The organism is Hoyosella sp. YIM 151337, from assembly GCF_026041215.1.
In the GTDB taxonomy this organism is placed as follows: domain Bacteria; phylum Actinomycetota; class Actinomycetes; order Mycobacteriales; family Mycobacteriaceae; genus Hoyosella.
Map to the genome: position 1 here is coordinate 112,872 of NZ_JAPEIQ010000021.1, position 26,916 is coordinate 139,787.

At 62.6% G+C, this 26,916-nt stretch carries 27 protein-coding genes; 10 read left to right on the forward strand and 17 right to left on the reverse strand.

Annotation, left to right across the window (positions count from 1 at the left end; translation table 11 throughout):
- Window positions 1-6: 6 nt before the first annotated feature.
- From ONR57_RS10035 to glpK (ONR57_RS10055), 5 genes are read right to left on the reverse strand one after another with little or no spacing between them, the layout of a single operon-like run.
- A complete protein-coding gene (locus ONR57_RS10035; RefSeq protein ID WP_265123169.1) occupies window positions 7-1,086 on the reverse strand; it encodes a cellulase family glycosylhydrolase in 1,080 nt (359 codons plus the stop codon).
- Window positions 1,087-1,094: 8 nt separating this feature from the next.
- Window positions 1,095-1,874: an HAD-IIA family hydrolase gene (locus tag ONR57_RS10040; protein ID WP_265123170.1), complete on the reverse strand. Its 780-nt coding sequence runs from the start codon at window positions 1,872-1,874 to the stop codon at window positions 1,095-1,097.
- Window positions 1,875-1,924: 50 nt separating this feature from the next.
- Window positions 1,925-2,656, reverse strand: a complete 732-nt coding sequence (locus tag ONR57_RS10045; RefSeq protein WP_265123171.1) for an MIP/aquaporin family protein — start codon at window positions 2,654-2,656, stop codon at window positions 1,925-1,927.
- Window positions 2,657-2,668: 12 nt separating this feature from the next.
- On the reverse strand, window positions 2,669-4,402 hold the full coding sequence (locus tag ONR57_RS10050; RefSeq protein WP_265123173.1) for a glycerol-3-phosphate dehydrogenase/oxidase: 1,734 nt from the start codon (window positions 4,400-4,402) through the stop codon (window positions 2,669-2,671).
- Window positions 4,403-4,448: 46 nt separating this feature from the next.
- Complete coding sequence (gene glpK, locus ONR57_RS10055; protein WP_265123174.1) at window positions 4,449-5,966, reverse strand: glycerol kinase GlpK; 1,518 nt, start codon at window positions 5,964-5,966, stop codon at window positions 4,449-4,451.
- Window positions 5,967-6,142: 176 nt separating this feature from the next.
- Between glpK (ONR57_RS10055) and ONR57_RS10060 the strand changes: the two genes are divergently transcribed.
- Both ONR57_RS10060 and glpK (ONR57_RS10065) read left to right on the forward strand, forming a co-directional pair.
- On the forward strand, window positions 6,143-6,913 hold the full coding sequence (locus tag ONR57_RS10060; RefSeq protein ID WP_265123175.1) for an IclR family transcriptional regulator: 771 nt from the start codon (window positions 6,143-6,145) through the stop codon (window positions 6,911-6,913).
- Window positions 6,910-8,436, forward strand: a complete 1,527-nt coding sequence (gene glpK, locus ONR57_RS10065; protein WP_265123176.1) for a glycerol kinase GlpK — start codon at window positions 6,910-6,912, stop codon at window positions 8,434-8,436. The genes ONR57_RS10060 and glpK (ONR57_RS10065) overlap by 4 nt, the downstream gene beginning before the upstream one ends.
- On the opposite strand, the gene ONR57_RS10070 is transcribed toward glpK (ONR57_RS10065), so the two are convergent.
- Together ONR57_RS10070 and ONR57_RS10075 are read right to left on the reverse strand one after the other, a co-directional pair.
- Window positions 8,433-9,095: a UdgX family uracil-DNA binding protein gene (locus ONR57_RS10070; protein ID WP_265123177.1), complete on the reverse strand. Its 663-nt coding sequence runs from the start codon at window positions 9,093-9,095 to the stop codon at window positions 8,433-8,435. The two genes, glpK (ONR57_RS10065) and ONR57_RS10070, sit on opposite strands and share 4 nt — an antisense overlap.
- Before the next feature lie 72 nt (window positions 9,096-9,167).
- Window positions 9,168-10,745, reverse strand: coding sequence for a carboxyl transferase domain-containing protein (locus ONR57_RS10075; RefSeq protein WP_265123179.1), 1,578 nt, complete (start codon window positions 10,743-10,745; stop codon window positions 9,168-9,170).
- Between the two features lie 493 nt (window positions 10,746-11,238).
- Between ONR57_RS10075 and ONR57_RS10080 the strand changes: the two genes are divergently transcribed.
- Entirely contained in the window at window positions 11,239-11,808 is a 570-nt protein-coding gene (locus tag ONR57_RS10080) for a hypothetical protein (protein ID WP_265123180.1), read from the forward strand.
- A gap of 122 nt (window positions 11,809-11,930) precedes the next feature.
- On the opposite strand, the gene ONR57_RS10085 is transcribed toward ONR57_RS10080, so the two are convergent.
- Complete coding sequence (locus ONR57_RS10085; RefSeq protein WP_265123181.1) at window positions 11,931-13,001, reverse strand: XdhC family protein; 1,071 nt, start codon at window positions 12,999-13,001, stop codon at window positions 11,931-11,933.
- A 167-nt stretch (window positions 13,002-13,168) separates the two neighbouring features.
- Here ONR57_RS10085 and ONR57_RS10090 point away from each other — a divergent pair, with 167 nt between their 5' ends.
- Together ONR57_RS10090 and ONR57_RS10095 are read left to right on the forward strand one after the other, a co-directional pair.
- Window positions 13,169-13,765, forward strand: a complete 597-nt coding sequence (locus ONR57_RS10090) for a TetR/AcrR family transcriptional regulator (protein WP_265123378.1) — start codon at window positions 13,169-13,171, stop codon at window positions 13,763-13,765.
- An 85-nt stretch (window positions 13,766-13,850) separates the two neighbouring features.
- On the forward strand, window positions 13,851-14,294 hold the full coding sequence (locus ONR57_RS10095; RefSeq protein WP_265123183.1) for a DoxX family protein: 444 nt from the start codon (window positions 13,851-13,853) through the stop codon (window positions 14,292-14,294).
- Window positions 14,295-14,327: 33 nt separating this feature from the next.
- On the opposite strand, the gene ONR57_RS10100 is transcribed toward ONR57_RS10095, so the two are convergent.
- The 8 genes from ONR57_RS10100 to mftA are packed head-to-tail and all read right to left on the reverse strand — an operon-like array spanning window position 14,328 to window position 21,093.
- The gene (locus tag ONR57_RS10100) at window positions 14,328-15,227 is read right to left on the reverse strand and encodes an alpha/beta hydrolase (RefSeq protein WP_265123185.1); all 900 of its coding nucleotides are present in this window, start codon (window positions 15,225-15,227) and stop codon (window positions 14,328-14,330) included.
- A gap of 53 nt (window positions 15,228-15,280) precedes the next feature.
- Complete coding sequence (gene mftF / locus ONR57_RS10105; protein WP_265123186.1) at window positions 15,281-16,708, reverse strand: mycofactocin biosynthesis glycosyltransferase MftF; 1,428 nt, start codon at window positions 16,706-16,708, stop codon at window positions 15,281-15,283.
- Window positions 16,705-17,511 (reverse strand): mycofactocin-coupled SDR family oxidoreductase, encoded by an 807-nt coding sequence (locus ONR57_RS10110; RefSeq protein WP_265123187.1) that lies wholly within the window; start codon window positions 17,509-17,511, stop codon window positions 16,705-16,707. The genes mftF and ONR57_RS10110 overlap by 4 nt, the downstream gene beginning before the upstream one ends.
- Entirely contained in the window at window positions 17,508-18,263 is a 756-nt protein-coding gene (gene mftE, locus ONR57_RS10115; RefSeq protein WP_374116431.1) for a mycofactocin biosynthesis peptidyl-dipeptidase MftE, read from the reverse strand. The genes ONR57_RS10110 and mftE overlap by 4 nt, the downstream gene beginning before the upstream one ends.
- On the reverse strand, window positions 18,235-19,428 hold the full coding sequence (gene mftD, locus ONR57_RS10120) for a pre-mycofactocin synthase MftD (protein WP_265123379.1): 1,194 nt from the start codon (window positions 19,426-19,428) through the stop codon (window positions 18,235-18,237). The genes mftE and mftD overlap by 29 nt, the downstream gene beginning before the upstream one ends.
- Window positions 19,428-20,663 carry a mycofactocin radical SAM maturase gene (gene mftC / locus ONR57_RS10125; protein WP_265123189.1) on the reverse strand — a complete coding sequence of 412 codons (1,236 nt, stop codon included), beginning with the start codon at window positions 20,661-20,663 and terminating at the stop codon, window positions 19,428-19,430. The genes mftD and mftC overlap by 1 nt, the downstream gene beginning before the upstream one ends.
- Window positions 20,660-20,974 carry a mycofactocin biosynthesis chaperone MftB gene (mftB, locus tag ONR57_RS10130; RefSeq protein WP_265123190.1) on the reverse strand — a complete coding sequence of 105 codons (315 nt, stop codon included), beginning with the start codon at window positions 20,972-20,974 and terminating at the stop codon, window positions 20,660-20,662. The genes mftC and mftB overlap by 4 nt, the downstream gene beginning before the upstream one ends.
- Before the next feature lie 14 nt (window positions 20,975-20,988).
- Window positions 20,989-21,093 carry a mycofactocin precursor MftA gene (gene mftA / locus ONR57_RS10135; protein WP_265123191.1) on the reverse strand — a complete coding sequence of 35 codons (105 nt, stop codon included), beginning with the start codon at window positions 21,091-21,093 and terminating at the stop codon, window positions 20,989-20,991.
- Between the two features lie 172 nt (window positions 21,094-21,265).
- Between mftA and mftR the strand changes: the two genes are divergently transcribed.
- The 5 genes from mftR to ONR57_RS10160 all read left to right on the forward strand — a co-directional run bounded on the left by mftR (window position 21,266) and on the right by ONR57_RS10160 (window position 26,085).
- A complete protein-coding gene (gene mftR / locus ONR57_RS10140) occupies window positions 21,266-21,889 on the forward strand; it encodes a mycofactocin system transcriptional regulator (protein ID WP_265123192.1) in 624 nt (207 codons plus the stop codon).
- A gap of 126 nt (window positions 21,890-22,015) precedes the next feature.
- A complete protein-coding gene (locus tag ONR57_RS10145) occupies window positions 22,016-23,656 on the forward strand; it encodes an AMP-binding protein (RefSeq protein WP_265123193.1) in 1,641 nt (546 codons plus the stop codon).
- A 29-nt stretch (window positions 23,657-23,685) separates the two neighbouring features.
- Window positions 23,686-24,123 carry an Lrp/AsnC family transcriptional regulator gene (locus tag ONR57_RS10150; protein ID WP_265123194.1) on the forward strand — a complete coding sequence of 146 codons (438 nt, stop codon included), beginning with the start codon at window positions 23,686-23,688 and terminating at the stop codon, window positions 24,121-24,123.
- Between the two features lie 304 nt (window positions 24,124-24,427).
- Complete coding sequence (locus ONR57_RS10155; protein ID WP_265123380.1) at window positions 24,428-25,975, forward strand: sodium-dependent transporter; 1,548 nt, start codon at window positions 24,428-24,430, stop codon at window positions 25,973-25,975.
- Window positions 25,972-26,085: a methionine/alanine import family NSS transporter small subunit gene (locus tag ONR57_RS10160; protein ID WP_265123196.1), complete on the forward strand. Its 114-nt coding sequence runs from the start codon at window positions 25,972-25,974 to the stop codon at window positions 26,083-26,085. The genes ONR57_RS10155 and ONR57_RS10160 overlap by 4 nt, the downstream gene beginning before the upstream one ends.
- A 64-nt stretch (window positions 26,086-26,149) precedes the next feature.
- Here the strand turns inward: ONR57_RS10160 and ONR57_RS10165 are convergent, their stop codons facing one another.
- Window positions 26,150-26,914, reverse strand: coding sequence for an IclR family transcriptional regulator (locus ONR57_RS10165; RefSeq protein ID WP_265123197.1), 765 nt, complete (start codon window positions 26,912-26,914; stop codon window positions 26,150-26,152).
- Window positions 26,915-26,916: the final 2 nt, after the last annotated feature.

The following is a 26,916-nucleotide window of genomic DNA, read 5'->3' on the forward strand; positions in this document are numbered from 1 at the left end:
CACACCTCACCACAGCGATTCGAGCATGTCCCACACGGGACCGTCCGGGCCAATGTCCATGGTGCACGCGTCACGGCGTGGGTCAGGAACGTACGCCCATAACAGCGCACCAGCGGTGCCCGCTTCCCGCTGGCCCCGAATCTTGTTGGCGAACGCGTCAGCGCGTCGCTCCAGCGGCAGACATGTGCCTGCTGGTATGCCAATCTCACCCACGAGCAGCGGCTTACCAAGATTCCTCGACTGGGTTATCCGCGCGGCCAGGCCGTCGAATTCGTCCCCGGGCAGTACTTCGTCGTCTGCGCCGTAATCGTGGTACTGGGTGATGTCCACGTACGGAGATTCGTTGACGTACTCGAAATCAGCGCCGGCAGTGCCGCATTGACCGCCGCCGACGAGTCCCAGTGTGATGGGGTGGCTGGGCGACGCGCCGCGCAGTAAGGCGCCCGCTTCGTCGACAAACTGCCGCAGAACCACTGCGGAATCGTCCGGACATGTGCGGAGTTCAAGCGTGCAATCGAACCCCGCGCATACTGAGGTTTCGGGTTCGCCTATCAGCTCCCAGGCGGCGATCGCCGACGAACCGTCCCAGCGCTCCGCGAGCATCACCACCCATTCAGCAAAAGGCACCGCGGGCTGCATCGAGTTGCGCCACCCAGAGACATACCAGTCGCGCTGTTTGAAAATGTTGTTCTCGCACGCCCCCTCTTGCCCGGTCAGGACTGGAATAACCAGCTGTTCGTGTTTCTGCGCCGCTGCGATGACAGCGTCCAGCGCAGCGAAGTTAAACTCGCCGGTATTTCGGTCGATCGCCAGTGTCTGGTAGGCATTGAATCGGGTAAGCGAACGTGGTGCGAGCGAAGCGAAGAACTCCTCCGCGTCAACTTCGGCGCCACAACCGATATTGATGTCCCAGTCGGTCCCGAGCTGGTAGGCGTTGACTCCAGTGGGCCACCAATTCTCGCCATCGAGGGTGATCTGGCCATGCTGGACCGCTACCCGCGGCGAGCCACTGAGCACGTGCGGTGACTCATCGGCCGCGCACCCCGACACTGCCACTGCGAACAGCGCCGTAAGTGCTGCGGCCACGTATCGGTTCATACACGGCCGGTGAGGTCGGCGACCGAATCGACGACATAGCTCGGGCGGAACGGGAACTTCCCGACATCGCCGCGAGCGGTCGAGCCGGTAAGAACCAGGAAGGTCGTGAGCCCAGCTTCCATTCCGGCGATGATGTCGGTATCCATGCGGTCCCCGACCATCGCGGTTGTTTCCGAATGGGCGCCGATGCGGTTGAGCGCGGACCGAAACATCATGGGGTTGGGTTTGCCGACGAAATACGGCTCGCGTCCGGTGGCGGCAGTGATCAGTGCTGCGACCGCCCCTGTGGCGGGGAGCGGACCTTCGGCGCTGGGGCCAGTGGTATCCGGGTTTGTACAGATGAAGCGAGCGCCGCCTTTGATCAGTCGTATCGCCTTCGTGATGGCCTCGAAAGAGTAGGTTCGCGTCTCCCCTAGTACCACGTACTCAGGGTCCCTGTCGGTCATCGTGTAACCCGCCTCGTAGAGTGCCGTGGTCAATCCCGCCTCACCCACAGCGAAGGCACTCCCATTCGCTACCTGGTCACTCAGGAAGCGCGCGGTCGCAAGTGCTGATGTCCAGATCGATGTCTCGTCGACTTCGATACCAGAGTTCGCGAGCCGTGCCCGAAGGTCGCGGGGAGTGTAGATCGAGTTGTTGGTCAGCAGCAGAAACGGTGTCCCCTTGTCGCGCAGAGCGCCGATGAACTCGTTGGCACCCGGGATCGCTTTCTCTTCGTGCACCAGCACGCCATCCATGTCTGTAAGCCACGCCTCGATCTTCCGCTCACCCGGCATTGCTTCTCCTTTGTAGGCACCCTTCCCGCTTATGTTCTCACCCTCGAGACCTACACGAGGTACCCAGCGATGCCCGCGTACAACCCTCCAGCGAGAAAACTGCCCGCGATCGGTCCAGCTATCGGCACCCATGAGTACGCCCAATCCGCACTCCCCTTCCCGCGAATGGGTAACAACGCATAGGCCAGCCTCGGGCCGAGGTCTCGGGCGGGGTTGATCGCGTATCCAGTCGGCCCGCCAAGACTCGCACCGAGGCCGAGAACGACGAACGCCACTGCGGCATAACCGAGGCTGTTCCCCGCAGGGTCCGAAGCCGCAAGAAGAATCCACAGCACGAGCACGAACGTGCCAATTACTTCGGTGACGGTGTTCCACCCGTAACTGCGGACGACCGGACTCGTCGAAAAGATCCCAAGAGTCTTACCGGGTTCTGGTTCGACATCGAAGTTCTTCTTGAACGCGAGCCAGCACAGCGCCGCACCGATGAAGGCACCGACTAGCTGCGCACCAATGTAATAGGGCACCAGGCTCCAGTCCGTCCGTCCCGATACAGCGAGGCCAATCGTGACCGCTGGATTAATGTGCGCTCCCGATCTCCAGGCGACAGAGGCACCGGCGAAAACTGCCATTGCCCACCCGAGGTTGATGAGGAGCCAGCCGCCGCCCGCACCCTTGGAGTGTTTCAGCACTACGGTGGCGACGACGCCAGTGCCGAGTAGCACCAGCAAGCCAGTACCGAGCGCTTCGAATACGAGAATCTGCGGAATCGTTAGGTTGTCCATCACATTCGTCCTTCACAAAACCTTTGCGCCGGCTCGCGCACCAGCACGGACGTCCGGGGCACCCAGCCGGGCCGCGTCCGCAGTGTGGTCATCAGCCTGAAGCTGCGAGTCAATTTCGGCGTCTACACGTGCGTGGTAATGCTCGATCTCTCGCTGCACGGCTGCCGTATCCCAGCCAAGGTACGGTTTGACTAATTCGGCAGCGGCCAGCGCCGCCACTTTTCCGCGGTCGCGGGTTTCGATCGACACGCGCGTGCGCCGCGCGAGGATGTCATCAAGGTGGAGCGCTCCCTCGTGCGTGACGGCGTAGACGATTTCTGCCTTGAGGTACCGCTCTCCGCCGGGAAGCGGCGCTGCCAGCTGTGGGGCGCCGGCGATGAGTTCCAGCACTTCCGTGACCGCGGAGCCATACCGGTGCAGCAGATGTTCCAGACGTCCCACAGTCAGACCAGAAGTCGCTGCGAGCCGCGCACGTGCAGACCACATTTCCTCGTACTCGCGGGCGCCTACGAGTGGAGTCGTCTCGGTACGCGAGGGTTCGAAAGTGCCGCCGACGTCGCGAAGTGCAGCGTCGATGGCGTCTTTGGCCATCACGCGGTACGTCGTGTACTTGCCGCCGGCCACGAGGGTCAGGCCGGGTGCCGGGCTCACGACGGCGTGTTCGCGCGAGAGTGTGCTCGAATCGTCGGCTTCCCCCGCGAGCAGTGGCCGCAGCCCGGCGAAGACGCCGACGATATCGTCGCGGGTGAGCGGCTTTGCCAGCAGCGCATTGACTTGGCCGAGTATGTATTCGATATCCCGGCTGGTGGCAGCTGGATGGGCAAGGTCGAGATTCCAAGTGGTGTCGGTGGTGCCAATTACCCAGAAGTCATCGCTCCACGGGCACGGAATAATGAAGAGGAGACTTTTTTCCGTTTCCGTGATGAGCCCCGTCGCGGCGTCGATCCGGTCCCGCGGAACAACGATGTGAACGCCTTTGGAGGCGTGCACCTTCAGCTGCCCCCGGTTGCCGAGCATCGCCTGGATCTCATCGGTCCACACCCCTGCCGCGTTGACGACGTGGCGGGCGCGAATGTCGATGAGGTCGCCTGTTTCCAGGTCACACACCTGCGCCCCGGCCACCCGATCGCCGTCGCGGAGGAATCCCATCACCCGCGTGCTGTTCGCACACTGTGCGCCAAATGATGCAGCGGTGCGGGAGAGCATCAGGGTGTGGCGGGCATCATCGAGTTGCCCCTCGTAGAAGAGGATTCCGCCTTTGATTGCTTGTTTCTTACCGCCGGGAAAAAGCGTCAGAGCTTTCCGGCGACCGAGGTGGCGGTGGTGGCCTGGAACGCCTTTGCCAGCGCCGAGGACGTCGTAAACGCCGATCCCCGCACCCGCCCACACGCGGTCGATGACGCTCTTCTGCAACGGGAACAGGAAGGGCACAGGCCGCGCGAGGTGCGGAGCCAGCGTGTGCAGGATCAAAGCACGTTCACGCAGCGCCTCGAACACTAGCGGGAATTCGAGCTGCTTGAGATACCGCAAACCACCGTGCACGAGTTTTGAGGAGCGGCTTGAGGTTCCGGAGGCGTAGTCGCGCGCCTCCACGAGCCCCACACGTAGTCCGCGTGAAGCCGCGTCGAGAGCCGCACCGGCCCCGACGACGCCGGCCCCAATAACGAGGACGTCGAGTTCGGTGCCCGCCATCTCTTTGAGTGCCTGCGTGCGGTTAGCCGGGCTGAGAGAAACAGGGGTGAGCATGTGAGATCACATCGCTTTCACAGGTGAGAAGTTTGGAGGGGAGTTTCTAGGCGACGTCAATCCAGTCGAATGTCCGCTCGACCGCCTTCTGCCAGCGGCGGTACCCTGACTCACGCTGACCGTCGTCCCACTGGGGCTCCCAGCGGGCGTGCTCGTTCCAGTTGTGCCGCAGTTCATCGGTGTCCTTCCAGAACCCAACGGCGAGGCCAGCCGCGTACGCCGCGCCCAATGCGGTCGTTTCTGCGACGACGGGACGACTGACCGGAACACCGAGAACGTCCGCCTGAATTTGCATGCACAGCGAGTTGGCAGTGACCCCGCCGTCGACCTTGAGAACTTCCAGGCTGACACCCGAATCTTTCGCCATCGCGTCGGCAACATCACGGCTCTGGTAGCAGATCGATTCAAGCGTCGCCCGCGCGATGTGTGCGTTGCTGTTGAACCGGGACAAACCGACGATCGCGCCGCGCGCATCGGAACGCCAGTAAGGCGCGAACAGTCCGGAGAATGCTGGCACGAAGTACACGCCACCGTTGTCTGCAACTTCGCGAGCGAGCGTTTCACTCTGCGCGGCGCCCTGAATGATGCCAAGCTGGTCCCGCAGCCACTGCACTGCCGAGCCTGTGACGGCGATCGACCCTTCGAGTGCATAGCGCGGCGCCTCCGAACCAAACTGGTAGCAGACCGTGGTGAGCAAGCCGTTGTCCGAGCGAACGAGTTCGGTGCCGGTGTTGAGCAGCAGGAAGTTGCCGGTGCCGTAGGTATTCTTGGCTTCGCCGGGTGCGAAGCACACTTGGCCGACCATAGCTGCATGCTGATCGCCGAGCGCGGCGGTGAGCGGCACTTGGCCAGCGAGCGGTCCCTGCTCGGTCGTGGTTCCGTACGCGTCGGGCGCCGATGACGGCCGGATCTGCGGCAACATCGACCGGGGCACAGTAAAGAACCCGAGGAGTTCGTCGTCCCATTCAAGAGTTTCGAGGTTCATCAGCATTGTCCGGCTGGCATTCGTGACATCAGTGACGTGCAGGCCGCCGTGTGGACCGCCAGTCAGGTTCCACACCAGCCAGCTGTCGATCGTGCCGAAAAGCGCTTCGCCACGCTCCGCCGCCGCGCGGACTCCTTCAACGTTCTCAAGAATCCACTGCACTTTGCCGCCGGCGAAATAGGTAGCGGGCGGCAATCCCGCTTTGCGGCGGATGATGTCGCCCTTGCCCGAGCGTTCGAGTGCGGCAGCGATGCGGTCCGTTCGGGTGTCCTGCCACACGATGGCGTTGTAATACGGGCGGCCGGTCTTCCGGTTCCAGACAACGGTTGTCTCACGCTGGTTGGTGATGCCCAGGGCGGCGAGGTCGTTGTAACACAATCCGGCCCGTCCGAGCGCGGTCTGCATGACCGCAGAGGTACGTTCCCAAATCTCGACGGGATTGTGCTCGACCCAGCCCGGCCGCGGCATGATCTGCTCGTGCTCTAGCTGGTGACGCGCCACTTCGTTCCCGTCGTGGTCAAAAACCATGAATCTGGTACTGGTCGTTCCCTGATCGACTGCGCCGACGTAATTCGCCATGATGATCTCGATTCCCTAGATGACTGTGATGCGTGTCTCAGCGGTGAAATGCAATGTAGAGACGCCACACACGGAAAAGAACTGATGCCATTCGGCATTGTCGAACGCAATTACGTTCGACAATGCCGAATGGAACGCGAGACTGTGACATGCCGTCAAGCGGTAGCCTTCAGTGCATGCCAGGGATGGTGCAGTCTGTCGAACGCGCTGCAGCGCTGCTGCGTCTGCTCGCTGCCGAGCGGGAACCCGCGACGCTAGGCCAAATATGCAGTGCGCTCGGTATCGCCAAAGCCACCGCCCACGGCCTGCTCAAGACCCTCATCCACGTGGGGTTCGTCGAACAAGACCGCGACACCGGCCGCTACCAGCTCGCACCTGACCCGCTGACACCTGAATCTGTGCTGTGGGACGTGAACGAAATCCGGTCACGAGCGATGAACTGGGCTGACGCTCTCGCCGCGCGGACCGGGCAGGCGACGCGCCTCGGGGCATTCAGGGACGGCAGTCTGCTCGTCGTTCATCATGTTTTCCGGGCCGACTCGACTCCTCAAACGAGCACGACTGGGAGTCGGCTGCCGCTGCATGCCACCGCGCTCGGCAAGGTTCTGCTGGCACACGATACCCGCGCAGCACGCGGCCTTGGTGCCGGGCCGTTGCCCGCGATCGCCTTTCGGACAATCACCGATCGTGGCGAACTGGCACGTGAACTGGCACGGGTGCGCGACGCCGGCTGGGCGTCAGCGGTGCAGGAACTCACCACGGAGACCGCGGCGATCGCCGTTCCCATTAGAGACGAAGGCGGCGCTGTCATCGCTGCGATCGGCATCGAGGGCCCGCTCGACGATATCTGCACGAGCCGCGGCGCTCCCCGTCCCGAACTCATCGAACAAGTGCGGCACGCCGGACACAACATCTCCCACGAATTCGGCCACGGACGGTCCCTATGACGGAACGCTATGTCGCTGCCCTCGACCAGGGGACGACGTCGACTCGATGCATGATCTTCGATCGCCACGGCCGACTCGTATCAATGGCTCAGCGCGAGCACCATCAGTTCTTCTCCCATCCGGGATGGGTGGAACATGACGCGGCGGAAATCTGGGCCATCGTTTCGCGCATCATTCCAGATGCGCTGCGAAAAGCCGGAATAGACCCGGCCCAGATCGCTGCGCTCGGTATCGCTAATCAGCGTGAAACCACAGTCGTCTGGGACCGCATTACCGGCAAACCGCTGCACCGAGCGATTGTCTGGCAGGACACCCGCACGTCACACCTGGTTGCGGAACTGGCGGCTACCGTAGACCACGCCGACGTCATGCACCGCGCAGGCGCACCGCTTGCGAATTACTTCTCGGGTCCACGGCTGAAGTGGCTCCTCGATTCCAGTCCGGCGCTGCGCGCACGTGCAGAAGACGGCACGGCGTTATTCGGGACCATGGACAGCTGGCTGGTGTGGAACCTGACGGGAGGTCCCGAAGGTGGCATTCACATCACCGACGCCACCAACGCGAGCCGCACCATGCTGATGAATCTTGAGACGTTGTGCTGGGATCCTGTGCTGTTGGACACCTTCGGGGTGCCGCGCACGATGCTCCCAGAGATTCGCCCGTCGATGGGCGATTTCGGCAGCACCGTGGCCCCGGTGGCGGGTATACCGATCCGCGGTGTGATCGGCGATCAACAAGCGGCACTCATCGGCCAAACGGCGCTGCGTGCGGGGGATGCCAAGTGCACCTTTGGCACCGGGAGCTTTCTCGTGCTGAACACCGGGACCGATCTGGTGCGTTCACAGCGCGGACTCATTAGCACCGTCGCGTACACGGCCACCGGTGAAAATCCCGTCTATGCCCTCGAGGGTGCGAATCCTGCTGCCGGCGCGCTTGTCGACTGGTTCCGGAAAAACATAGGCGGGCTGCGCAGTTCAGCCGAAATCGAAACCCTCGCCTCAGCTGTGAGTGACTGCGGCGGCTGCTATGTCGTCCCCGCGTTCTCCGGTCTGCTCGCACCGCACTGGGTTACCACTGCCCAGGGAGTCGTGGTGGGGCTGACGTCATACGTCACCCGTGAGCATCTTGCCCGCGCGGTCTTGCAGGCCACCGCGTTTCAGACCCGCGATCTCGTTGAAGCGATGAATGCGGACGCACGAGATGCCGGCACGCTTGCGCAAGCACGTTTCCTCGCGGTTGACGGTGCAATGACTGCGAACAATCTACTGATGCAGATGGTCGCCGACCTCACCGACATTCCAGTGGTACGACCGATGATGGCGGAAACCGTAGCACTCGGCGCCGCGTATAGCGCCGGCCTTGCGTCCGGGTACTGGGCGGACAAAGCTGTCCTCCACCGAAACTGGAAGAAGGCAGCAGAGTGGCAACCGCAGCTCGATGGTCTGCGCCGCGGCGAGGAGCTCACACGCTGGGGACAGGCGGTGCGGCTGGCCGCCGAATGGGGAAGACTCACCGCGGACTAGACGGAATGCTGCGCCGCCGCAGCTCGCGCGGCTTTCAGATCGGCGACGAGACCCTCAAGCGCCTCATCGCGATGGTCGCTCGGGCCGCGCAGCACCGCGGACGGGTGAATGGTGACGACGATCGCCGGATCAGCGCCGCGGAGCTCTTTGAGAAGGATCTCGTCGTCGAGCTGCAGCACCTCACCCCGATGCTGGGTGAGCCGAAAGGAGCCACCAAACAAAGACTGCGCGGCGGTGGCCCCCAGGCACACGACGAGGTTTGGCCGCACCGCGACCAACTCGGCCACAAGCCAGGGCCGGCATGCGACAACTTCTGAACGACTGGGCTTCTTGTGGATTCTTCTCTTCCCGCGCTGCGCCATGCCGAATTTGAAATGCTTGACGGCATTGGTGACATAGGCATCCGACCGTCTGATTCCAGCCTGTTCCAGCGCACTCTCAAGCAGCCGTCCAGCGGGCCCGACGAATGGCTCACCGGCGCGGTCTTCCTGATCGCCCGGCTGCTCTCCGATGAGCATGATGCGCGCGGACGAACGCCCCGCACCGAATACCGCTTGGGTGGCCGCCTCAAACAACCCGCAGCCTCGGCACTGGGCAGCAGCGTCCGCAAGCTCTGCCAAATCGTGTGTCTCAGGAACGAACTCTTCTGCACCGGACATCTCGCATCACGCTTCCCTGCCTCTGCACCTCGGCGAGGGGTGCCCCCAAACTGGGGCATCGAAACTCAGGTGCTACATGCGGAACACTCCGTACGATACTGGCGCCAACGGTGCGTTTGCGCATGCGCTGAGCGCCAAGCCAACGACGGTGCGGGTATCGGCAGGATCAATAATGCCGTCATCCCAGAGACGTGCGGTCGAATAGTACGGGTTGCCCTGCCGCTCGTACTGATCGCGGATAGGCGCTTTGAAATCGGCCTCTTCGTCAGCGGACCACTCTTGGCCCTGTGCCTCGAACTGGTCGCGACGAACAGTGGCGAGCACCGAAGCGGCTTGCTCCCCGCCCATGACGGAGATACGGGCATTAGGCCACATCCAGAGGAATCGCGGGCTGTAGGCCCGGCCGCACATGGAGTAATTTCCGGCGCCGTACGAACCGCCCATCACAACGGTGAGCTTCGGCACGCGGGCACACGCAACAGCCGTCACCATTTTCGCCCCGTTCTTGGCGATACCGCCGGCCTCATAATCCCGGCCCACCATGAAGCCAGTGATGTTCTGCAAGAACAACAACGGGATCTTGCGTTTGTCACAAAGCTCGATGAAATGCGCGCCCTTCAGCGCAGACTCACTGAAGAGCACCCCGTTGTTCGCGATGATGCCCACCGGGTGGCCGTGGACACGGGCGAACACGGTGACCAGGGTCTTGCCGTACTCAGCTTTGAACTCCTGATACTTGCCGCCGTCGACAAGAACTTCAATCGCGTCGCGAACGTCGTAAGGGATCCGCGCATCCGTGGGGACGACGTCGTAGAGGTCGGTTTGATCTCGTTCCGGCCCGGCTGGCGGGCTGATCTCCCACGGGGAGTCAGTGCGCGGACCGAGCGTCGCAACGATGTTTCGTACGATGCGCAGCGCATCCTGGTCATCTTCCGCCAAGTGGTCTGTGACTCCGGAAACCTTGGAGTGCAGATCGCCACCGCCAAGATCTTCCGCTGACACCACCTCACCGGTAGCGGCCTTAACGAGCGGCGGACCGCCCAGAAAGATTGTGCCCTGGTTCCGGACAATCACAGCTTCGTCGCTCATAGCCGGGACGTAAGCGCCGCCGGCGGTGCAGGAACCCATAACCGCTGCGATTTGCGGTATCCCCCGTGCACTCATATTCGCCTGGTTGTAGAAGATCCGGCCGAAGTGTTCCCGATCAGGGAACACGTCATCCTGCTGTGGCAGGAACGCCCCGCCAGAGTCAACGAGGTAGATGCACGGCAACTCGTTCTGCAGCGCGACCTCCTGTGCGCGCAGGTGCTTCTTTACCGTCATCGGGTAGTACGTGCCGCCCTTGACGGTGGCATCGTTCGCGACGATCACGCATTCACGGCCGGAGACCCGCCCGATTCCGCTGATGACCCCAGCGCCCGGCGCTGCGTCGTCGTACATGCCGTTAGCCGCAAGCGGCGCGAGCTCGAGGAAGGGGCTCCCGTGGTCGAGCAGCCGGTTGACGCGCTCACGGGGAAGCAGCTTGCCGCGGGCGACGTGCCGTTCCCGCGCCTTCTCGCTCCCGCCGAGCGCTGTTTGCGCGAGAGTCTCACGAAGTTCAGTGACGAGCCGCTGATGCTCTGCACGGTTGGCTGCACGGTCGAAGGCCATCTCCACACTCCGAACTGAGTTAATGATGAATAACTGAGTTCGAGAGTAGCTGGCGCTGCAGCCGTTGTCCAGGTCACACAGCCAGTCACACCCGCCGCAACCGGTGGCCTAGATCACAACGGCGCTAGGTGGATGCCGCGCCGCAGCCACACCTCCCAGTAGCGCCCGACGCACGCGTCGATCGTTCGAACGACGCGAAATTGCAGGCAGAATGCCGTTTTGAAACCCCGGAAATACGCAACCTCTAGTTATTAACAGCCTGACACGTGAATGTTTGCGGTTATGGCATGAAACATCACAGAGGGGTCACGGAGTCACTGTTTAAGTCACCCTGAGCGTTGTAAAAGGATTAGCTGAGAGAACCCTGTAACGTTCGCCGTTCAACCGTCGATTAGCCAGATATCGGTGTGCAGAGCCGGAGACCAAACCTCCCGCTAATAAGTACCAGCACACTGAGTACAACAGATCTCACGTTATTCACAGGAGGATCACAGTGGGACGTCTCCACAAGCTCGCAATTGCATCAGTAGCTTCCGCGGCACTGCTCGTTCCGTTCGCCGGCACGGCTGCAGCGCAGCCAGCGATCGGCGGCGAGGGTGGCCTGAACCTTGACCTCGGCAGTGCCAACATCGGTGGCGACCTCGGCGCACTCTTCGGCCTCGGTGGCGGCGAAGGCGGCTTCAACATCGGCGGTGACCTCGGCTTCGGCGGCTTCCAGCTGGGCGCCCAAGGTGACGCGGCCGCAGAATGGGAAGCCTTTGTCGCGTGGGTCGAGCGCGAATGGCAGCTGTGGCTCGAAGCGAACTTCGGCGCACAGGGCGGCACCGGCGGCGGCGGAGCTCAGGGCGAATTCAACGCGGAGGCCGCGTGGGCCCAGTTCGTTGCGGACGTCGAAGCTGCCTACAACGCCTGGCTTGAGGCGCAGGGCGGCGGCAACGTTCAGTTCCAGTTCCAGGCTCCCGAACTCCCTGAGTTCAACTTCGGCCTCGGTGCTGACGGTGGCGTGAACATCGGCGAACTCCTCGGCCTCAACCTCGACCTCGGCGCCAACTTCGGTTCCTGATTTCGCTGCAGGAATTACGCATCACGGCTGCTGTTTTAGCCTGCGAAAGGGCCGGACAATCGTCCGGCCCTTTCCGTTATTCACGCTCTCAGAATCCGCCGCACGAAACCCGCAGGTCGCCCCTAAAACGTACGCGTTATATCTCCCGGGGTGACGCCTTTCACGTTCACTACTTCTCGCTCAGCAGGACGGCTGCGGACCGCGACTATCTCCGCCGCAATGGCAACGGAAACCTCTGAGGGCGACCGTCCGCCTAATGCAAGCCCGGCAGGCATTGAGACACGAGATATCTGGCTTTTGCTGAAACCTTTGCGGGCGAGCGCGGCCTTACGCGCCGCAACAGTTGCTGCCGATCCCAAAGCACCGATATAAGCGATGCCGCGCGGCGCACGGAGAGCTGCGGTCAACACACCGACATCGAATCGCTCCATATGCGTCATCGCGAGGATGACCGTGCGCATATCGGTACGCCCCGCTTCCAGCTCCGCACGCAGGTATTCCCCGGGGTTAGCGGCCACAATCTCCGTCGCTGCCGGAAAACGCGAACGATCGAGGAATGCACGTCGCGCGTCACACACCGTAACCGCGTACCCCAGGAACGCTCCGAGCGCACACATCTCCGTCACGAAGGGCGAGCTGCCAAAGAGCAACATGCGCGGGCGGGACGCGATCACCGTCACAAACTGGCCTGCCACCACGGCGGCCGAGTCGGCACTGAAATCCGCAGTAAAACCCACCGGCAGGCGGGCCCCACACTGTAAGCCATCGATCGTCCAGGCACTCTCCCGGCCGCCGCTGCGGCCCACATGCGGAATTGCCACCGCCCTCGCTACGGAACGGTCGGCCAGAACCGCACCGGCAGCTCGCCAGAAGCGCTCCAGTTCCACACCGGCGACGCGTTCTATGAGCACACTCATCACTCCGCCGCACGTCAGCGCAACCGCTGCTGGATCACCTGAAGGGTGGTAACGAACGTACTGCGCCTGACCGGTGGCACGCACCACTTCCGCCCGCGCGCAGATATCGGAATCAACACACCCGCCGGATACGCCCCCCACTATCGGGCCGCTATCCGCGATCGCCATCGAACTTCCTGGCGGCATAGGGACGGAACCCCTGGTCGAAACCACTGTCGCGAGGGTGAACGGAGCCGCTTCCGAAAGACCGGCGAGCCACCGCAACACGTTTCGCATCGCAGCCTCCTCGGACGGAACCCACCTGACAGTTGTGCTACCGACGGTAGCCCTCGGCGAGGTGACCCGCACATCGACAGCTGACAGCCGCTACCCAAATCAGTTAATCTCGATTCACCTGGACAAAGCGGCAATGGTTCTAGAATAGCGAGGTGGCACCGGTGGCGATGCAAGCAGCCGCAGAAGAACCGGCACCGACCCGGCGCAGCCAGATGAAGGCTGATCGGCGCAAACAACTCCTCACCGCCGCCGCAAAACTCATCGCGGAACGCGGGTATAACGGCGTGCGCCTCGAAGATATAGGCGCAGAAGCTGGTATCAGCGGACCAGCCATCTACCGCCACTTCCCCAACAAAGAGGCACTCCTCGTCGAGCTGCTGACGGGGGTAAGCGATCACCTCTTCTACGGCGGTTCCGAGGTCGCTGACCGAGCAGCTAACGCTGAAGAAGCCCTCGCTGGGCTCATCGAGTTTCATTTGGACTTCGCGCTGAACCAGTCCGACCTCATCCGCGTGCAGGATCGGGACCTGCATAGCCTGCCCGCCCAGGCACAGCACCAAGTGCGGATGTTGCAGCGGCGCTATGTCGAACGCTGGGTGCAAGTTCTCATGGAACTCACCCCCAGCCTCGACGCAGTATCAGCGCGCACCAAAGCACACGCAGTCTTCGGACTCATCAATTCCACACCGCACAGCGCGCGGGCATCAGCAGCTCGCACCCGCGAGATTCTGCGAAACATGGCGCGCGCGGCCCTCGCTTCGTGAGATAGCTGCGCGCCCACCGATGAACATCCCCGCGGGCGGCGGTCAGTAAGGGAGACACCCAACTCACCGCTCCCAAGGAGTCGACATGTTCACCGAACCCACACGCGCGCAGCGCATCACCGGCTGGATCCTCACTGGGCTTGTGGGCCTATTCCTGTTGTTCGACAGCGCCATCAAGATCTTCGCGGTCGAATCGGCAATGGAGGGGTCCGAATCACTCGGCTGGACCATCGAGCAGATGCCGGCTGTCGGCTGGATACTGCTGGTGTGCCTCGTCCTTTACCTGATACCGCGGACCGCGTTGGTGGGGGCGATTCTTCTGACCGGCTACCTCGGCGGTGCTATAGCGACGCACCTGCGCGTCGACTCTCCGCTTTTGAGCCACACTCTCTTCCCGATTTACGTGGCAGTTGTGATCTGGGCTGGGCTCATGCTGCGTAGTAGCGCAGCACGTCGCGTCCTATCTGCGGGAACGAGTGCGGCCCAAGAACGGTCAGGACGCGTGCGCGAGGGCACGCGAGTTTCGTAGCTGAGCAGGAGCGTGTCAGTCGGCACGTACCGATCACGAAGGGACCGGTACGTGCCGTGCAAGAAAGGCCAATTGGTCGGCCACGTTTCGTTCGAAATCATCGCCGACGTAAATATCGAAATGCCCGGCTGCGGTGAGCGTCACCTCGCCGCGGGGTGCTTGGGCAGCGTACTTCCGGGTCGGGCCCGCGGGCGCGACCGTATCGGATTCACAAATCACGAAGAGGATCGGGCACTGCACCTTCCGGGCGTAGCGGCCTGGGAAATGACGGACGATCTGCAGCGCAAAACGGGCCGCGACCTCACTGGGGACTTGCACGCCTGCAGGCGTGATGGCCCTAATCCCTGGTTCAGCGTCCGGGGCGGACATGAGCGCGGTGGAGCCCGGCGGCCCATAGGTTGCCACTCGCACCGGGTCAGCACCCCTCAGAGCGGCCACGTGATCACGCACTGCCAGTGCGGTCAGCTTCGCCGTCGTCAGCGCAGGGATTGCGCGAGTGGAAGCGAGGCCATCCGTGAACGGGCACTGCACGATCGCGGCCGCGATACGGTGGTCGCGGGCCGCTGTGATGATGGCATGGCCACCACCAAATGACGTGCCCCACACGACGACACGGGCCGAGTCGATCCCGTCGATAGTGCGCGCGTGCGCCACAGCCGCCGTCCAATCTTCGAGCTGACGGCCAATGTCCAGCAGTTGACGGGGCTCGCCGCTACTGGCGCCAAAATGCCGGTAGTCGAAGACTAGGCAGGCGTAGCCTGCCGCCTGGAACCGCTCGGCAAAGGCGTCGAGTCGCATTTCTCTGACGCCGCCCAAGCCATGCGCCATGACGATAATCGGCTGCTTGCCCGCCGAGTGCGCGCTGCTTGCCTGGTACAACCAGGCAGCGCAGGTTCCGTCCCCAGCGGGGAAGGTTACGTCGGTACGCGCCATGACACCTCTCTGTGCAATCGCCTCGGTTCTGGAACTTAGTCCACAACGCGGGTTTAGTGTCGATATTGCCGTCGATACCGCATCGACCGGAACCCCGTCACCCGCGGCAGCAGCGCGTGCGGAGAGCTTTGCGTCAAGGCACCTGTCCACACACCGGTGCCATACGCAAGATCATCGAGCCTGCGCGCAGCCAGGAAGCGCAGCGGATCCAGGTTCGGCGCGGTGCGCCGGTAATCCGTGAGGCCGTCGGTCACCGCGGCCAGCAATAGTGCGCGCCGCGCGCGCCACGAGAAGCACGCCGCCAGCACTGCCACCGGCCACCAGTGCCGCACGAGCAGCGCACTCATCTGCGTTGCACTTCCCGTGAGCAGCCGGAAGGCCAGCCTGATTCCAATACGTGTCCGCGTAGCGGCCTCTGCTTCCACGAGGCGGCTCGCCCGGTATCCGGTGACGGCGAGGAGAACCGACAACACCGCTATCGACCATTTGCGCTGGATGAGCAGCAATACACTGACGGCGCCAAGCCACGGTGTCAGCACCGCCGGCGCGACAGCGGAACCGTGCCGCGCAGCAAGCGGGGCAGCACTCGTCCCGTAGAACTTCTTGCGAGCAAGCCACGGACGCAGCTCGTCGCGGTGTTCATGGAGCGCGTGCACGGACGGGTCGTACCGAATCCGCCACTTCTCCGCCAGCCGCCACATTAGGTCGACGTCCTCGCCGGAGCGCAGTTGCTCGTCGAATCCGGCCTCGAGCGCTGAGACCCGAGCAATGAAACATGCGCTCGGAACCCATGCGACGCGGCCGCCCGGTTTCACCAGCGCGGGCTCGGGTCCGAGATCCAGCGATGAACACGCCGCCTCGTACCGTGTGATCCAGTTACTGCCCTCGTGGCCCACTACGCGCGGCGCTGCTACTGCCACCCGCTCATCGGTGAAGTGGCGCAACAACAGGGCTAGCGACTCAGGAGCGACAGCGACGTCCGAGTCGGCGAAAGCCACGAACGGCGTCGTCACCGCCCTCAATCCCGCGTTGCGAGCGGCCGCCGGTCCCTGGTTAATGGGCAGTGCAACCAGCCGTGCACCGTGCTGCGCAGCCACCCGTGCAATGGCGCTGGGATCGTCAGAGCCGTCGTCGACGACAACGACAGCCACCCCGCTAGTGAGGGCGGTCAGCGCGCGGTCGAGTTCATCGCTGCGGTCTTTCACCGGAACGACGACGGTCACATCCGTGAGGCTTGCTTCCGGAAGTGTGTTTGTCACAGAGGATGCGAGGCCTGCATCTATAAGCCGTCCAGCAAGCGCCCGGCTCAGTGCATCGTTAACCTTGATCGAGCGGCCCATGAGGCGGTCACTTACCTTCGCTTTCACACGAAGCACACGGAGCGGTTCGCCGCCCATGAGGACGCTCCCACCCTCGTACGTGCGTACATCGCGGTGCAGGGCTACCCGTGTGCCGTCCGGCAGCGGTTGTTCCGCTGTCACGGCCGGAACCCACCGTCCGCGCTCACAACGGAGCCGTTCAGCGCCGCTCCCTCACGTGAGCAGCACAGCGCAATCACCCCAGCCAGATCTTCCGGCGCGAGGATCCGCCGGATCAGGGCTGACTTACCAAGGTCTTCTGACGTGGTGAGACCGTACAGCCGCGCAGTACCTTCGAGCATGTCGGTTTGCGTAGCACCTGGTGCCACGGCGGCAGCGGTCACTCCGCTTCCGGCCAGGTCGGCGGCAAGTCCCTTGACCAGCCCGACCACCGCATGTTTGGCAGCACTGTAAGCGGCGAGGTGATAAAGGCCGTGGGTGCCCGCAGCCGAGGACACCGCGACAAAGCGGCACCGCGAGGGATCGGGACCGGCCAGCATGTGCGGGACGCAGGCCGCTGCGGTGTTCCACACCCCAACCAGGTTGGTATCCCACATTTCGTGCAGTTGAGCGTTCGCTGTCTCCCACAGCGGCTGTCCGCCGGCGATCACACCAGCAGCGGCGACCGCAACGTCGAGACGGCCGAAGGCGGTGACGGCAGCTTCGGCGGCATGCCGCATCGCGATGCGGTCACGCACATCTGCGATGTGAGCCTGCACCTGCTCGTCGTCATACTTCTCAGCAACCGCCATGAGATCACTGGCCGATGCGAGCGCGTACTTCACTTCAAGGGGCCGTTCCGCGCTATCGCCTGCACAGCTATCAACGGCAAGGACGCGATATCCCTGAGCAGCGAGCGCATGAACGGTCGCTGCTCCCATGCCTCGCGCCGCTCCGGTAACAAGTGCAACTGTTCCATCGTTCACACCCGGCTCCGATCCGGCATGGTCAGAAACCCTTTGTCATCCGGGTGACCACATTCGATACGCGCGACCACGTCATCGATCATCTCAGCAAGCACGCGAGCGCCTTCCTCAGCCGTTGCGCCAGCGGGGTCGCCGAGGACACCGTTGGGCGATACCGCCGCTACTCCGCCCGTGATGATCTGAGACAGCAGTTCCGTTACCGGCGCGGTGTTGCCCGCTTCTGCTCGCGCTAGGTTAACGCTATCGGGCTCCAGGTGCAGCATCAGGGATGTTTCGGTGTAACCGGCGTGTGCATCGACGCTCTCGGTCGCGCATGCCGCCCACACGACGTCATGTTTTTCGTACCGCATCTGGTGAACGGCCGCAGCAAGCGCCTGCACATTTCCGCCATGCGCGTTGACGATGACGACCTGACCCGCCCAGTGCGACAGTGAGCGGACAAGCTCAACCAGCATCATCTTGAGGGCGTCCTGGCCGATCGACAGAGTCCCCGGAAACGACTGATGCTCACCGCTGGATCCGTAGTAGAGCGGCGGCGCGACGAATGCTCCGTTTCCCAGCCGGTGCGCGGCCCCGCGGGCCACCGCAACGGCGATCGCGGTGTCGGTATGCAATGGCAGGTGCGGGCCGTGCTGCTCAACCGAGCCAAGCGGCAACAGCACAGGTGGTCGCTGCTGGATACTCGGCCAACTCACCCGGCTGAGCTCGGTCACGGCATTCTCCTTACGCCCGTGCTGGCACCCCGAGTTCACGAATGAACCCGGGTGGTATCACCACGTCATCAGCGGTCAGGTCGTGTATTGACGAGTGACCGAGCCCGAGCAGAGCCGAGTCGATACCACCACGCAGAATGTCGAGCACATTCTCGACACCGGCTTGCCCGTTCGCTGCAAGGCCCCACAGATATGCCCGGCCGATCATCACCGCGCGCGCGCCGAGCGCCAGCGCTTTTACGACGTCGCTGCCGCGCCGCACACCGCCGTCGAGCAGCACCTCCACGTCGTCACCGACTGCCTTGACGATCGATGGGAGCATCCGGATCGGCGCCGGTGTGGTGTCGAGGTTGTTTCCGCCATGGTTGGACACGGAGATCGCGCTGACACCGATGTCCGCGGCGCGAAGCGCATCGTCGACGCGTGAAATGCCCTTCAGCATGAAGGGCCCGTCCCACTGCTGCCGCATCCAGGCGATGTCTTCCCACGTTGGCGGCGGGGTCTGCATCCATTGTCCGTACGCGCCGAAGAACGTGGGCGCCGGTACGCCAGCTTCTGGATCATCGAGGTTCGGGGCTGTCAGATCCGGGATGTTGCCGGACCTGGCGTACTCGATCAGCCAGCTCGGCCGCACGACTACCTCGGGCGCGAGCCGCAACATCGCCTTGAGGTCCATCTTCTCCGGGATCGTCGGGCTGCCCCAATCACGGCCCATCGAAAATGACCAGTCAAGAGTGACGATGATGCCTTTTGCACCTCCGTTCTTGGCCCGTTCAATGCGCCGGACCGTGTACTCGCGATCCCCCATCCAGTACATCTGGAAAAACGTCTGCGGGTTCGCTTCGACGACATCTTCGAGCGTGCGTGAAGCGAACGACGAGAGACCCATCGCTGTGCCGCGGGCGGCTGCGGCGCGAGCGACCGCCACCTCGCCTTCCGGGTGTACCGCCTGCACACCGGTGGGCGAAATGAGGACCGGGAGCGAAATGTCCTGCCCCATCACCGTCGTGGACATTTCGCGCTTCGCGGAGAGTCCCGCGACGTGTGGCGCGAAGCCGAGTTCCGAGAATGCTGACAGGTTGTCGACGTAGCTCACGCCCTTCTCTGAACCGGCGATGAGCGCTTTGTACACGGACTTGGGGAGTCGCTTCTTCGCGCGCTGCTGCGCGATGGCGACAGTCTCGAACCAGGTGTTGCGAGCCATCATGAGCCTTTCTGATGAGGGTCAAACCCCGCGAGCGGATTTTCCGCGCACGCACGCACGGGCGGCGCGGGTTTACCAAGCGAGAGCAAAACCGGCTCCGGCTTCTTCTTGGGAGGCCGGGGTTTGGCGCTGTGCGAGTGGTCCTGGCTGGGCTTGGGAACTGCGCCGCGTGTTGCGAGCGCGCTCTCCCCGTAGCCCTGAACGCATTCGGGGTCAGGTCCGTCGAGTGGCAGGCCGGTGAAGAATTTCGCGGCCATGCAGCCGCCCCGGCATTTGTCGAACGCGTGACACGACGTGCACGCGCCGGAAGTCTGCGGTGACCGCAAGTCACAGAACAGGTCCGAGGTGCGCCATACGTTTCCAAAGCCCCCGTCAGCAAGAACGTTGCCGGCAAGGAACTGGTCGTGGATGGCGAACGGGCAGGCGTACACGTCGCCGATGGGGTCGATCAGGCAAACGACACGCCCCGCGCCGCACAAGTTCAGCCCGGGCAGCGTCTCACCGAATCCCGCAAGGTGAAAGAAGGAGTCGCCAGTCAGCACGTTTTCCCCGGCGCGCAGAAGCCATTCGTACAGTTCCCGCTGCTGCTCAGCGGTGGGGTGCAATTCATCCCAGACGTCGGCGCCGCGGCCGGAGGGGCGCAGCCGGGTGAGTCGCAGCGTCGCACCGTAACGGTCAGCGAGTGCTTTGAACTCGTCGAGCTGTCCGACGTTCTGCCGGGTGACGACAACGGAGATTTTTGCGTCTTTGAAGCCGGCTTGGGCGAGGTTTTCCAGCGCCCGGATCGCCATGTCGAATGAGCCTGGTCCACGGACGTGGTCGTTGACTTCTGCGGTGGCACCATCGAGTGAGATCTGCACGTCGACGTAATCGGTGGAAGCCAGGAACCGCGCCTTATCAGGGGTGATGCGCACGCCGTTTGTCGAGAACTTCACGCCGACGTTGTGGCTGACGGCGTACTCGAGCAGGTGCCAGAAGTCTGAACGTACGGTCGGTTCGCCACCACCGATGTTGACGTAAAAGACCTGCATGCGCTGCAGCTCATCAATAACGGCTTCGCATTGTTCAGTGGAGAGTTCGCGGGGGTCGCGGCGGCCTGATGAGGACAGGCAGTGCACGCAGGCGAGATTGCAGGCGTACGTTAGCTCCCAGGTCAGACAGATCGGCGCGTCGAGGCCGTATTCGAACTGCTCGACGAGTGATCCGCCGACGGGTCGCTGCTCAACGGTCGTCATGATGCGGCTCCTGTCGCTGCTGAGGACGTGGCTTGGGGACGGATCATGTCGGCCGCGGCGAGGCCACGCAGTGCTTTGAGGTAGGCCGGCCATTCTCCGGCCGGGATCTCCGCGGCGCCAAGCGCGCCGCGGATCGAGTCACTTGCGGAGAGCGCGCGCACTAGTTCGACAAGTTCGGGGCGCTTCAGGAAGGTCAGCCGCCGGTTGCCGAAATGGTACGCGAGCGCGCCGAACGGTTCAGGACGAAGCGCCACCGACGGTGATAACGCCCAGCCCTCACCCAGGAACGCTTCGTCGCTGAAAGTGGACATGTCGCTCTCGGCTCTCAGTACACGCCGCACATGCCGTCGATGGAGACTTCCTCGACGAGATCATCACTGGCAAGCACTTCCGGCGACGTTTCGGTGACTGTGCCGTCCGGGCTGTTCATAGGTCACTCCTCACGTGTTTAGATTTTTGTGATGGGTGACACACTAATGGCACTCAGGGCCAAAACTCAACCCCAGCGGTACACCTGCGTCTTGTGACGGTTATCACTGAATAACACTCTGGACACGACGACTTGTGGGTGGCCCGGGCGCTGCGTTGGTAGCTTTCTTGAGGTGACAACTCGCTCCAGCCCTGCACGTCAGGGCCGCCCCTCGGCCACGAGCCACGCATGGATCGAGCGCGTCGCGTTCGAGCTGTTCGCAGCCAAAGGTTTCGAAGCGACGACAGTCGGCGACATCGCCCGCGCCGCGGGTATTGGCCGCCGCACCTTCTTCCGCTACTTCGAGTCAAAGAACGACATCCCCTGGGGGCAGTTCGACGACAGCCTGGCATCCTTCCGGAAAACTCTGCGCGACATGCCAGACGACCTCCCCGTCCACGTCGCCGTACACCAAGGCGTACTGGCCTTCAACACGTATCCGCCAGAGGCAGTCCTCCAGCATCGCCAGCGCATGGCGCTTATCCTTAAAACCCCAGCACTGCAAGCACACTCAGTGCTCCGATACGAGGAGTGGCGCCTCGTTATCGCGGAATACGTCGCGGCACGCATGGGCCTCATGCCCGGCGATTTGCTGCCTCGCACAATCGGGCACATCAGCCTCGCTCTTGCCGTCACCGCCTACGAGCATTGGCTCGAGAACGAAACTCAAGACTTGCTGGCAATCCTCGATCGTGCAATGACCGAACTGCAGACGTATTTCGCAACCCCCGCCACTCCCAACCTGTCCGAAAGCTGACAAGCAGCCGCCCAACGGTGAGACCCTCGTGGAAGCCGATCTACGAATCTTCCAGTTAACCTTGATTCACTGAGTTGAGTGGATCACACTGGTAGGTACCCACGACGACAACAACCCGGAGCGGTGATGATCAGCTACGCATCTGGCATTTCCGATACACCTTTAATCGGTGACACCATCGGCGACACGTTTGACAAGACCGTTGCGGCGCACGGTGACCGAGAGGCACTCGTCGACCGCCCCACCGGTCGGCGATGGACGTACTCGGCGCTTGCCGACGAGGTGAATACCGTTGCTGCGGGTCTCATCGGACTAGGGGTGAGGAAGGGAGACCGCGTCGGCATCTGGGCTCCAAACTGCGCGGAATGGGTTCTCACCCAGTTCGCCACAGCGAAGATCGGCGCCATTCTCGTCAACATCAACCCCGCCTACCGCACACAGGAACTCGAATATGTGCTCAACCAGGCCGGAATCAAGGTTCTGATCGCGGCGCCCACCTTCAAAACGTCGGACTACCAGGCAATGGTTGCCGAGGTCCGGCCGAAGACGTCCCGCCTGGAACAGGCGATCTTCCTCGGGTCTCCCGAGTGGCACAGCATCTTCACATCGGGTGCCGACTCGCTCGCCTCCGACGCGGGCATCGTGCGGCAGGCACAGTCGAGACTGAGCGCCGACGACCCAATCAACATCCAGTACACGTCGGGCACAACGGGATTCCCCAAGGGCGCAACGCTCAGCCACCACAACATCCTGAACAACGGCTTCTTCGTCGGCGAACTACTCAGCTACACCGAGGAAGACCGCGTGTGCATCCCGGTGCCCTTCTACCACTGCTTCGGCATGGTGATGGGCAACCTAGCGTGCGTCAGCCACGGCTCGACGATGGTGATTCCGGCGCCGTCATTCGAGCCGAAAGCAACCCTGCAAGCAGTATCCGAAGAGGGCTGTACGTCGCTGTACGGCGTTCCGACGATGTTTATCGCCGAGCTCAACGAGCCTGATTTCGAGACGTATGACTTTTCCAGCCTCCGCACCGGCGTCATGGCAGGCTCGCCATGTCCCGTTGAGATCATGAAGCAGGTCATTGAGCGGATGGGTATGGCCGAGGTGTCGATCTGTTACGGGATGACGGAGACCTCGCCGGTATCCACACAGACACGCAAGGACGACTCGGTGGAGCATCGCGTGTCAACGGTGGGCCAGGTGGGTCCGCACCTCGAGATCAAAATTGTTGACCCGGCCTCCGGGCAAACCGTGCCGCGCGGCACCCCAGGGGAGTTCTGCACGCGCGGCTACTCCGTCATGCTCGGGTACTGGGATCAGCCTGATAAGACCGCCGAAGCCATCGACGCGGCCCGCTGGATGCACACGGGCGACATCGCGGTCATGGACGACGAGGGATATGTCAGTATCACCGGCCGCATCAAAGACATGGTGATCCGTGGCGGAGAGAACGTCTATCCGCGTGAGATCGAAGAGTTCCTCTATACGCACCCGGATATCCTCGACGCCCAGGTCATCGGAGTACCGGACGAGAAGTATGGCGAAGAGCTTATGGCGTGGATACAACTGCGCGAAGGGTCGGAGCCGCTCACGGTGGAATCACTGCGCGAATTCTGCACCGGCAAGCTCGCGCACTACAAGATTCCACGGTACGTCCACATCGTCGATGAGTTCCCGATGACAATCACCGGAAAAATCCGGAAAGTCGAAATGCGGGAGATGGCGAAGAAGCTGATAGCCGACGGGGGCTCAGCGAAACAGTGAGTCGAGCTGCGGCGAGTATCGTGTCCGCCATGGAGGCAATCGACTCGATTGACCAGAGTCTGCTGCGGCTGCTCCAGGCGGACGGCCGCGCTACCTACTCAGAACTCGCAGGACAAGTCGGACTCTCGGTAGCGGCCACTAAACGCCGCATCGATCGCTTGTGCGCCAACGGAATCATCACGGGTTTCACCGCCGTGGTTGATCAGGCCAAACTTGGGTGGACAGTAGAGGCTTTTACCGAAGTCCGATACGTCGGCACCACCACCCCTGACGACATGCTGCGCGCGATGTCGGAAATTCCTGAAGTGGATGCCGCCTACACCATCGCGGGCGATCCGGACATGCTCGTTAAACTGCGGGCGCGCGACAACAGCCACCTTCAAGATGTCATCAAACGGCTGCGCAAGGGGCGCGCGACCGGCACGAAGTCGATGATTGTCCTGGGCACCTACCGCCGCGAGGGCTGACAGCTTCACCGGACTCTCACGCAAAGAATCTCCGCAAAACTCAGCATTCTCCCGCCTTTGTTGCGTCTGCGTCGCCGAATCATTCGAAACAGTTGTGACGCAGAGCACGCCGATGCTCGTATAAATCAGCCGGCCAGTTCCGGCGCTCTCGATGTCAGCCACACGCGTCGCAGAGCTACTGATGTGCGCCCACATGGCCACAAGCCGTCTGGGCGAAGGAGAGTCAACCGACAACCAACCAGGCGTGTCATCCGGGTTACATCCGGATGCGCCCGCACAAGGAGTGGTCGTGCCACAAACAGGCATGCAACACACGCGAACAGTGGAGCAACCGGGACGTGAGGCCTGGAGCTGCCGCTCAGTTTTTATTCTGGCGGCAATCGGATCCGCCGTCGGCCTGGGAAACATCTGGCGGTTTCCCTATGTCGCCTACGAAAACGGCGCCGGCGCATTCATCATCCCTTATCTCTTCGCGCTGCTCACCGCAGGAATCCCACTTTTATTTCTTGACTATGCGATCGGGCACAAGTTCCGCGCATCAGCCCCACTCGCATTTCGCCGCCTCCATAAACGCGCTGAATTCATCGGATGGTGGCAGGTCGGCATCTGCTTCGTTATCGCCGCCTACTACGCGGTGATCGTCGCGTGGGCCGTGCGATATACGTTCTTCTCGGTTACCACCGCGTGGGGAGATGACCCGGAAGGCTTCCTCTTCACAAACTTCCTCCGGCAACAAGACGGCGCCGAGGTTGGCGCCACCCTAGTGCCCGGCGTGGCGATACCGCTCCTCTTCGTGTGGCTGGCGGTCCTGTTCGCGCTCGCGCTGGGTATTCAGCGGGGAATCGGGCGAGCGAACAAGATTTTCGTTCCGCTGCTCATCGCCGCTTTTCTGGCGCTCGTCATTCGCTCGTTGTTCTTGCCCGGCTCGCTCGAAGGCGTGAGCGCTTTCTTCACTCCGGACTGGAATGTTCTCCGTGAACCAACGGTGTGGATCGCAGCGTACGGCCACATCTTCTTCTCAGTGTCGGTGGCGTTCGGCATCATGGTGACCTACTCGTCATACCTGAAGCGAAAGAGCAATCTGACTGGATCCGGACTCGTTGTGGGGTTCGCGAACAGCGGCTTTGAAATCCTCGCGGGTGTCGGCGTATTCGCTGCTCTCGGCTATATGGCGATGGTCGCGTCCGTTCCGGTTGATGAAGTCGTTTCCGGCGGAATCGGATTGGCGTTCATCGCCTTTCCGCAGATCATCTCGGCAATGCCCGGTGGGGCACTCTTCGGTGTGCTCTTCTTTGGGTGTCTGGTGTTCGCGGGCTACACGTCACTCATCAGCCTCGTGCAAGTTGTGATCGCTGCCGTGCAAGAAAAGCTCGGTATCTCTCGGGTCGCTGCAGTGGTGGGGGTAGGCACGCCGATGGCGCTTGTCTCACTCGCACTCTTCCCGACCACAACGGGGGTGAATGTTCTCGATGTGGTCGATAAGTTCACCAACCATCTCGGAATCGTCGGGGTGGCATTAGTTTCCGTCGTCACGCTGAGCTGGGTGTTACGGCGGCTGCCTGAACTCCAGGCGCACCTGAACTCGGTGTCGACGGTTCAGCTCGGCAAACCGTGGATCATCTGCGTCAGTGTGATCACCCCAGCCGTTATCGGCACGATGCTGGTTACCGAACTGCACTCACTGCTCAAAGATGGCTACAGCGGGCTGCCGACGTTGTTCGTGGGAACATTCGGCTGGGCACTGCAAGCGGCGCTCATCATCTTTGCCCTCGTCGCCGCGACACTCCCGTGGCGCGCACCACGAAACGAATTTCTCCCGGCAGCAGCTTCTCAGATCGAGGTACGAACATGAACACCTCCGCAATCATCATGATGATCCTGTCGTTCGGCATAACGCTCGGCGGCCTCGCAGCGGCACTCCGTCACCTTCAGCTGCATCCCGACGAAGCTGACGACGAGTAACCCCTCAACGCCGCGAGCAAATGTAGCGGCTGGGGCCACCCAATCAGCACATTCGCTCGCGGCGTCACTCGCTTGCCGGCCGCGGCCATTGGGTCGCACCTAACTCACGTGACACCGTCCGGGCCGCGGAGCGCACCGCTTCGGCGACAGCATCACCCACTGGCCATTCAGTAGTAGGCACCACAACGCCGATCGCACCGACAAGCTGGTGGGAATCAAAGACCGCGCCAGCGATTCCCGACTCGCCGAGCACGGCCTCGTCACATTCTTCGGCGATACCCGTCTGCCGCACTTGCGCGAGGACCCCTTGGAGTTCAGTGGGATCAGTAAGCGTCTCACCTGTCATTCCGCGCAGCGGCGTACCCACGGGATCCGCGACAGTCGGCAGAAAAGCGAGCATGGCTTTGCCGAGGGCACTCGCGTGCGCAGGGATGACGATCCCCACCTCTGGCATGTACCTTCCACCGTCCAGGCGGGGCTGATGGTAGATGATCACGACGTCACCCAGTGCTTCACCGGGCAGAAGTACACCCACGCGCACCGCGAAGCCCGTCCTCCGCCCGAGTTCTTCCGCCCACGTGATCGCCCTTGAGCGCAGGTCCAGCGTGTCGAGGTAGACGTTTCCCAAGCGCAGCGTCGCTGGCCCCAATTGGTAGCGGCCGGTTGCCCGGTCCTGAACCACGAGTCCATGTGACACGAGCGTGCGCACGATCCCGTGCACCGTCGGGGGACGCAAATCCAGGTGCGCGGATAACTCCGACAGACTCATGCGGCGGGCACCCTGCAGCGCTGTAAGGATGCGGATCGCCCGGTCAACCGACTGAATCACGT

Bases quoted from the DNA above. Each gene is read 5' to 3' on its own strand.
- ONR57_RS10040 (WP_265123170.1), bottom strand. From the start codon at position 1,874: ATGCCGGGTGAGCGGAAGATCGAGGCGTGGCTTACAGACATGGATGGC.
- ONR57_RS10045 (WP_265123171.1), bottom strand. From the start codon at position 2,656: ATGGACAACCTAACGATTCCGCAGATTCTCGTATTCGAAGCGCTCGGT.
- ONR57_RS10050 (WP_265123173.1), bottom strand. From the start codon at position 4,402: ATGCTCACCCCTGTTTCTCTCAGCCCGGCTAACCGCACGCAGGCACTC.
- glpK (WP_265123174.1), bottom strand. From the start codon at position 5,966: ATGGCGAATTACGTCGGCGCAGTCGATCAGGGAACGACCAGTACCAGA.
- ONR57_RS10060 (WP_265123175.1), top strand. From the start codon at position 6,143: ATGCCAGGGATGGTGCAGTCTGTCGAACGCGCTGCAGCGCTGCTGCGT.
- glpK (WP_265123176.1), top strand. From the start codon at position 6,910: ATGACGGAACGCTATGTCGCTGCCCTCGACCAGGGGACGACGTCGACT.
- ONR57_RS10070 (WP_265123177.1), bottom strand. From the start codon at position 9,095: ATGTCCGGTGCAGAAGAGTTCGTTCCTGAGACACACGATTTGGCAGAG.
- ONR57_RS10075 (WP_265123179.1), bottom strand. From the start codon at position 10,745: ATGGCCTTCGACCGTGCAGCCAACCGTGCAGAGCATCAGCGGCTCGTC.
- ONR57_RS10085 (WP_265123181.1), bottom strand. From the start codon at position 13,001: ATGCGAAACGTGTTGCGGTGGCTCGCCGGTCTTTCGGAAGCGGCTCCG.
- ONR57_RS10090 (WP_265123378.1), top strand. From the start codon at position 13,169: ATGCAAGCAGCCGCAGAAGAACCGGCACCGACCCGGCGCAGCCAGATG.
- ONR57_RS10095 (WP_265123183.1), top strand. From the start codon at position 13,851: ATGTTCACCGAACCCACACGCGCGCAGCGCATCACCGGCTGGATCCTC.
- ONR57_RS10100 (WP_265123185.1), bottom strand. From the start codon at position 15,227: ATGGCGCGTACCGACGTAACCTTCCCCGCTGGGGACGGAACCTGCGCT.
- mftD (WP_265123379.1), bottom strand. From the start codon at position 19,428: ATGGCTCGCAACACCTGGTTCGAGACTGTCGCCATCGCGCAGCAGCGC.
- mftC (WP_265123189.1), bottom strand. From the start codon at position 20,663: ATGACGACCGTTGAGCAGCGACCCGTCGGCGGATCACTCGTCGAGCAG.
- mftB (WP_265123190.1), bottom strand. From the start codon at position 20,974: ATGTCCACTTTCAGCGACGAAGCGTTCCTGGGTGAGGGCTGGGCGTTA.
- mftA (WP_265123191.1), bottom strand. From the start codon at position 21,093: ATGAACAGCCCGGACGGCACAGTCACCGAAACGTCGCCGGAAGTGCTT.
- ONR57_RS10145 (WP_265123193.1), top strand. From the start codon at position 22,016: ATGATCAGCTACGCATCTGGCATTTCCGATACACCTTTAATCGGTGAC.
- ONR57_RS10150 (WP_265123194.1), top strand. From the start codon at position 23,686: ATGGAGGCAATCGACTCGATTGACCAGAGTCTGCTGCGGCTGCTCCAG.
- ONR57_RS10155 (WP_265123380.1), top strand. From the start codon at position 24,428: ATGCAACACACGCGAACAGTGGAGCAACCGGGACGTGAGGCCTGGAGC.
- ONR57_RS10160 (WP_265123196.1), top strand. From the start codon at position 25,972: ATGAACACCTCCGCAATCATCATGATGATCCTGTCGTTCGGCATAACG.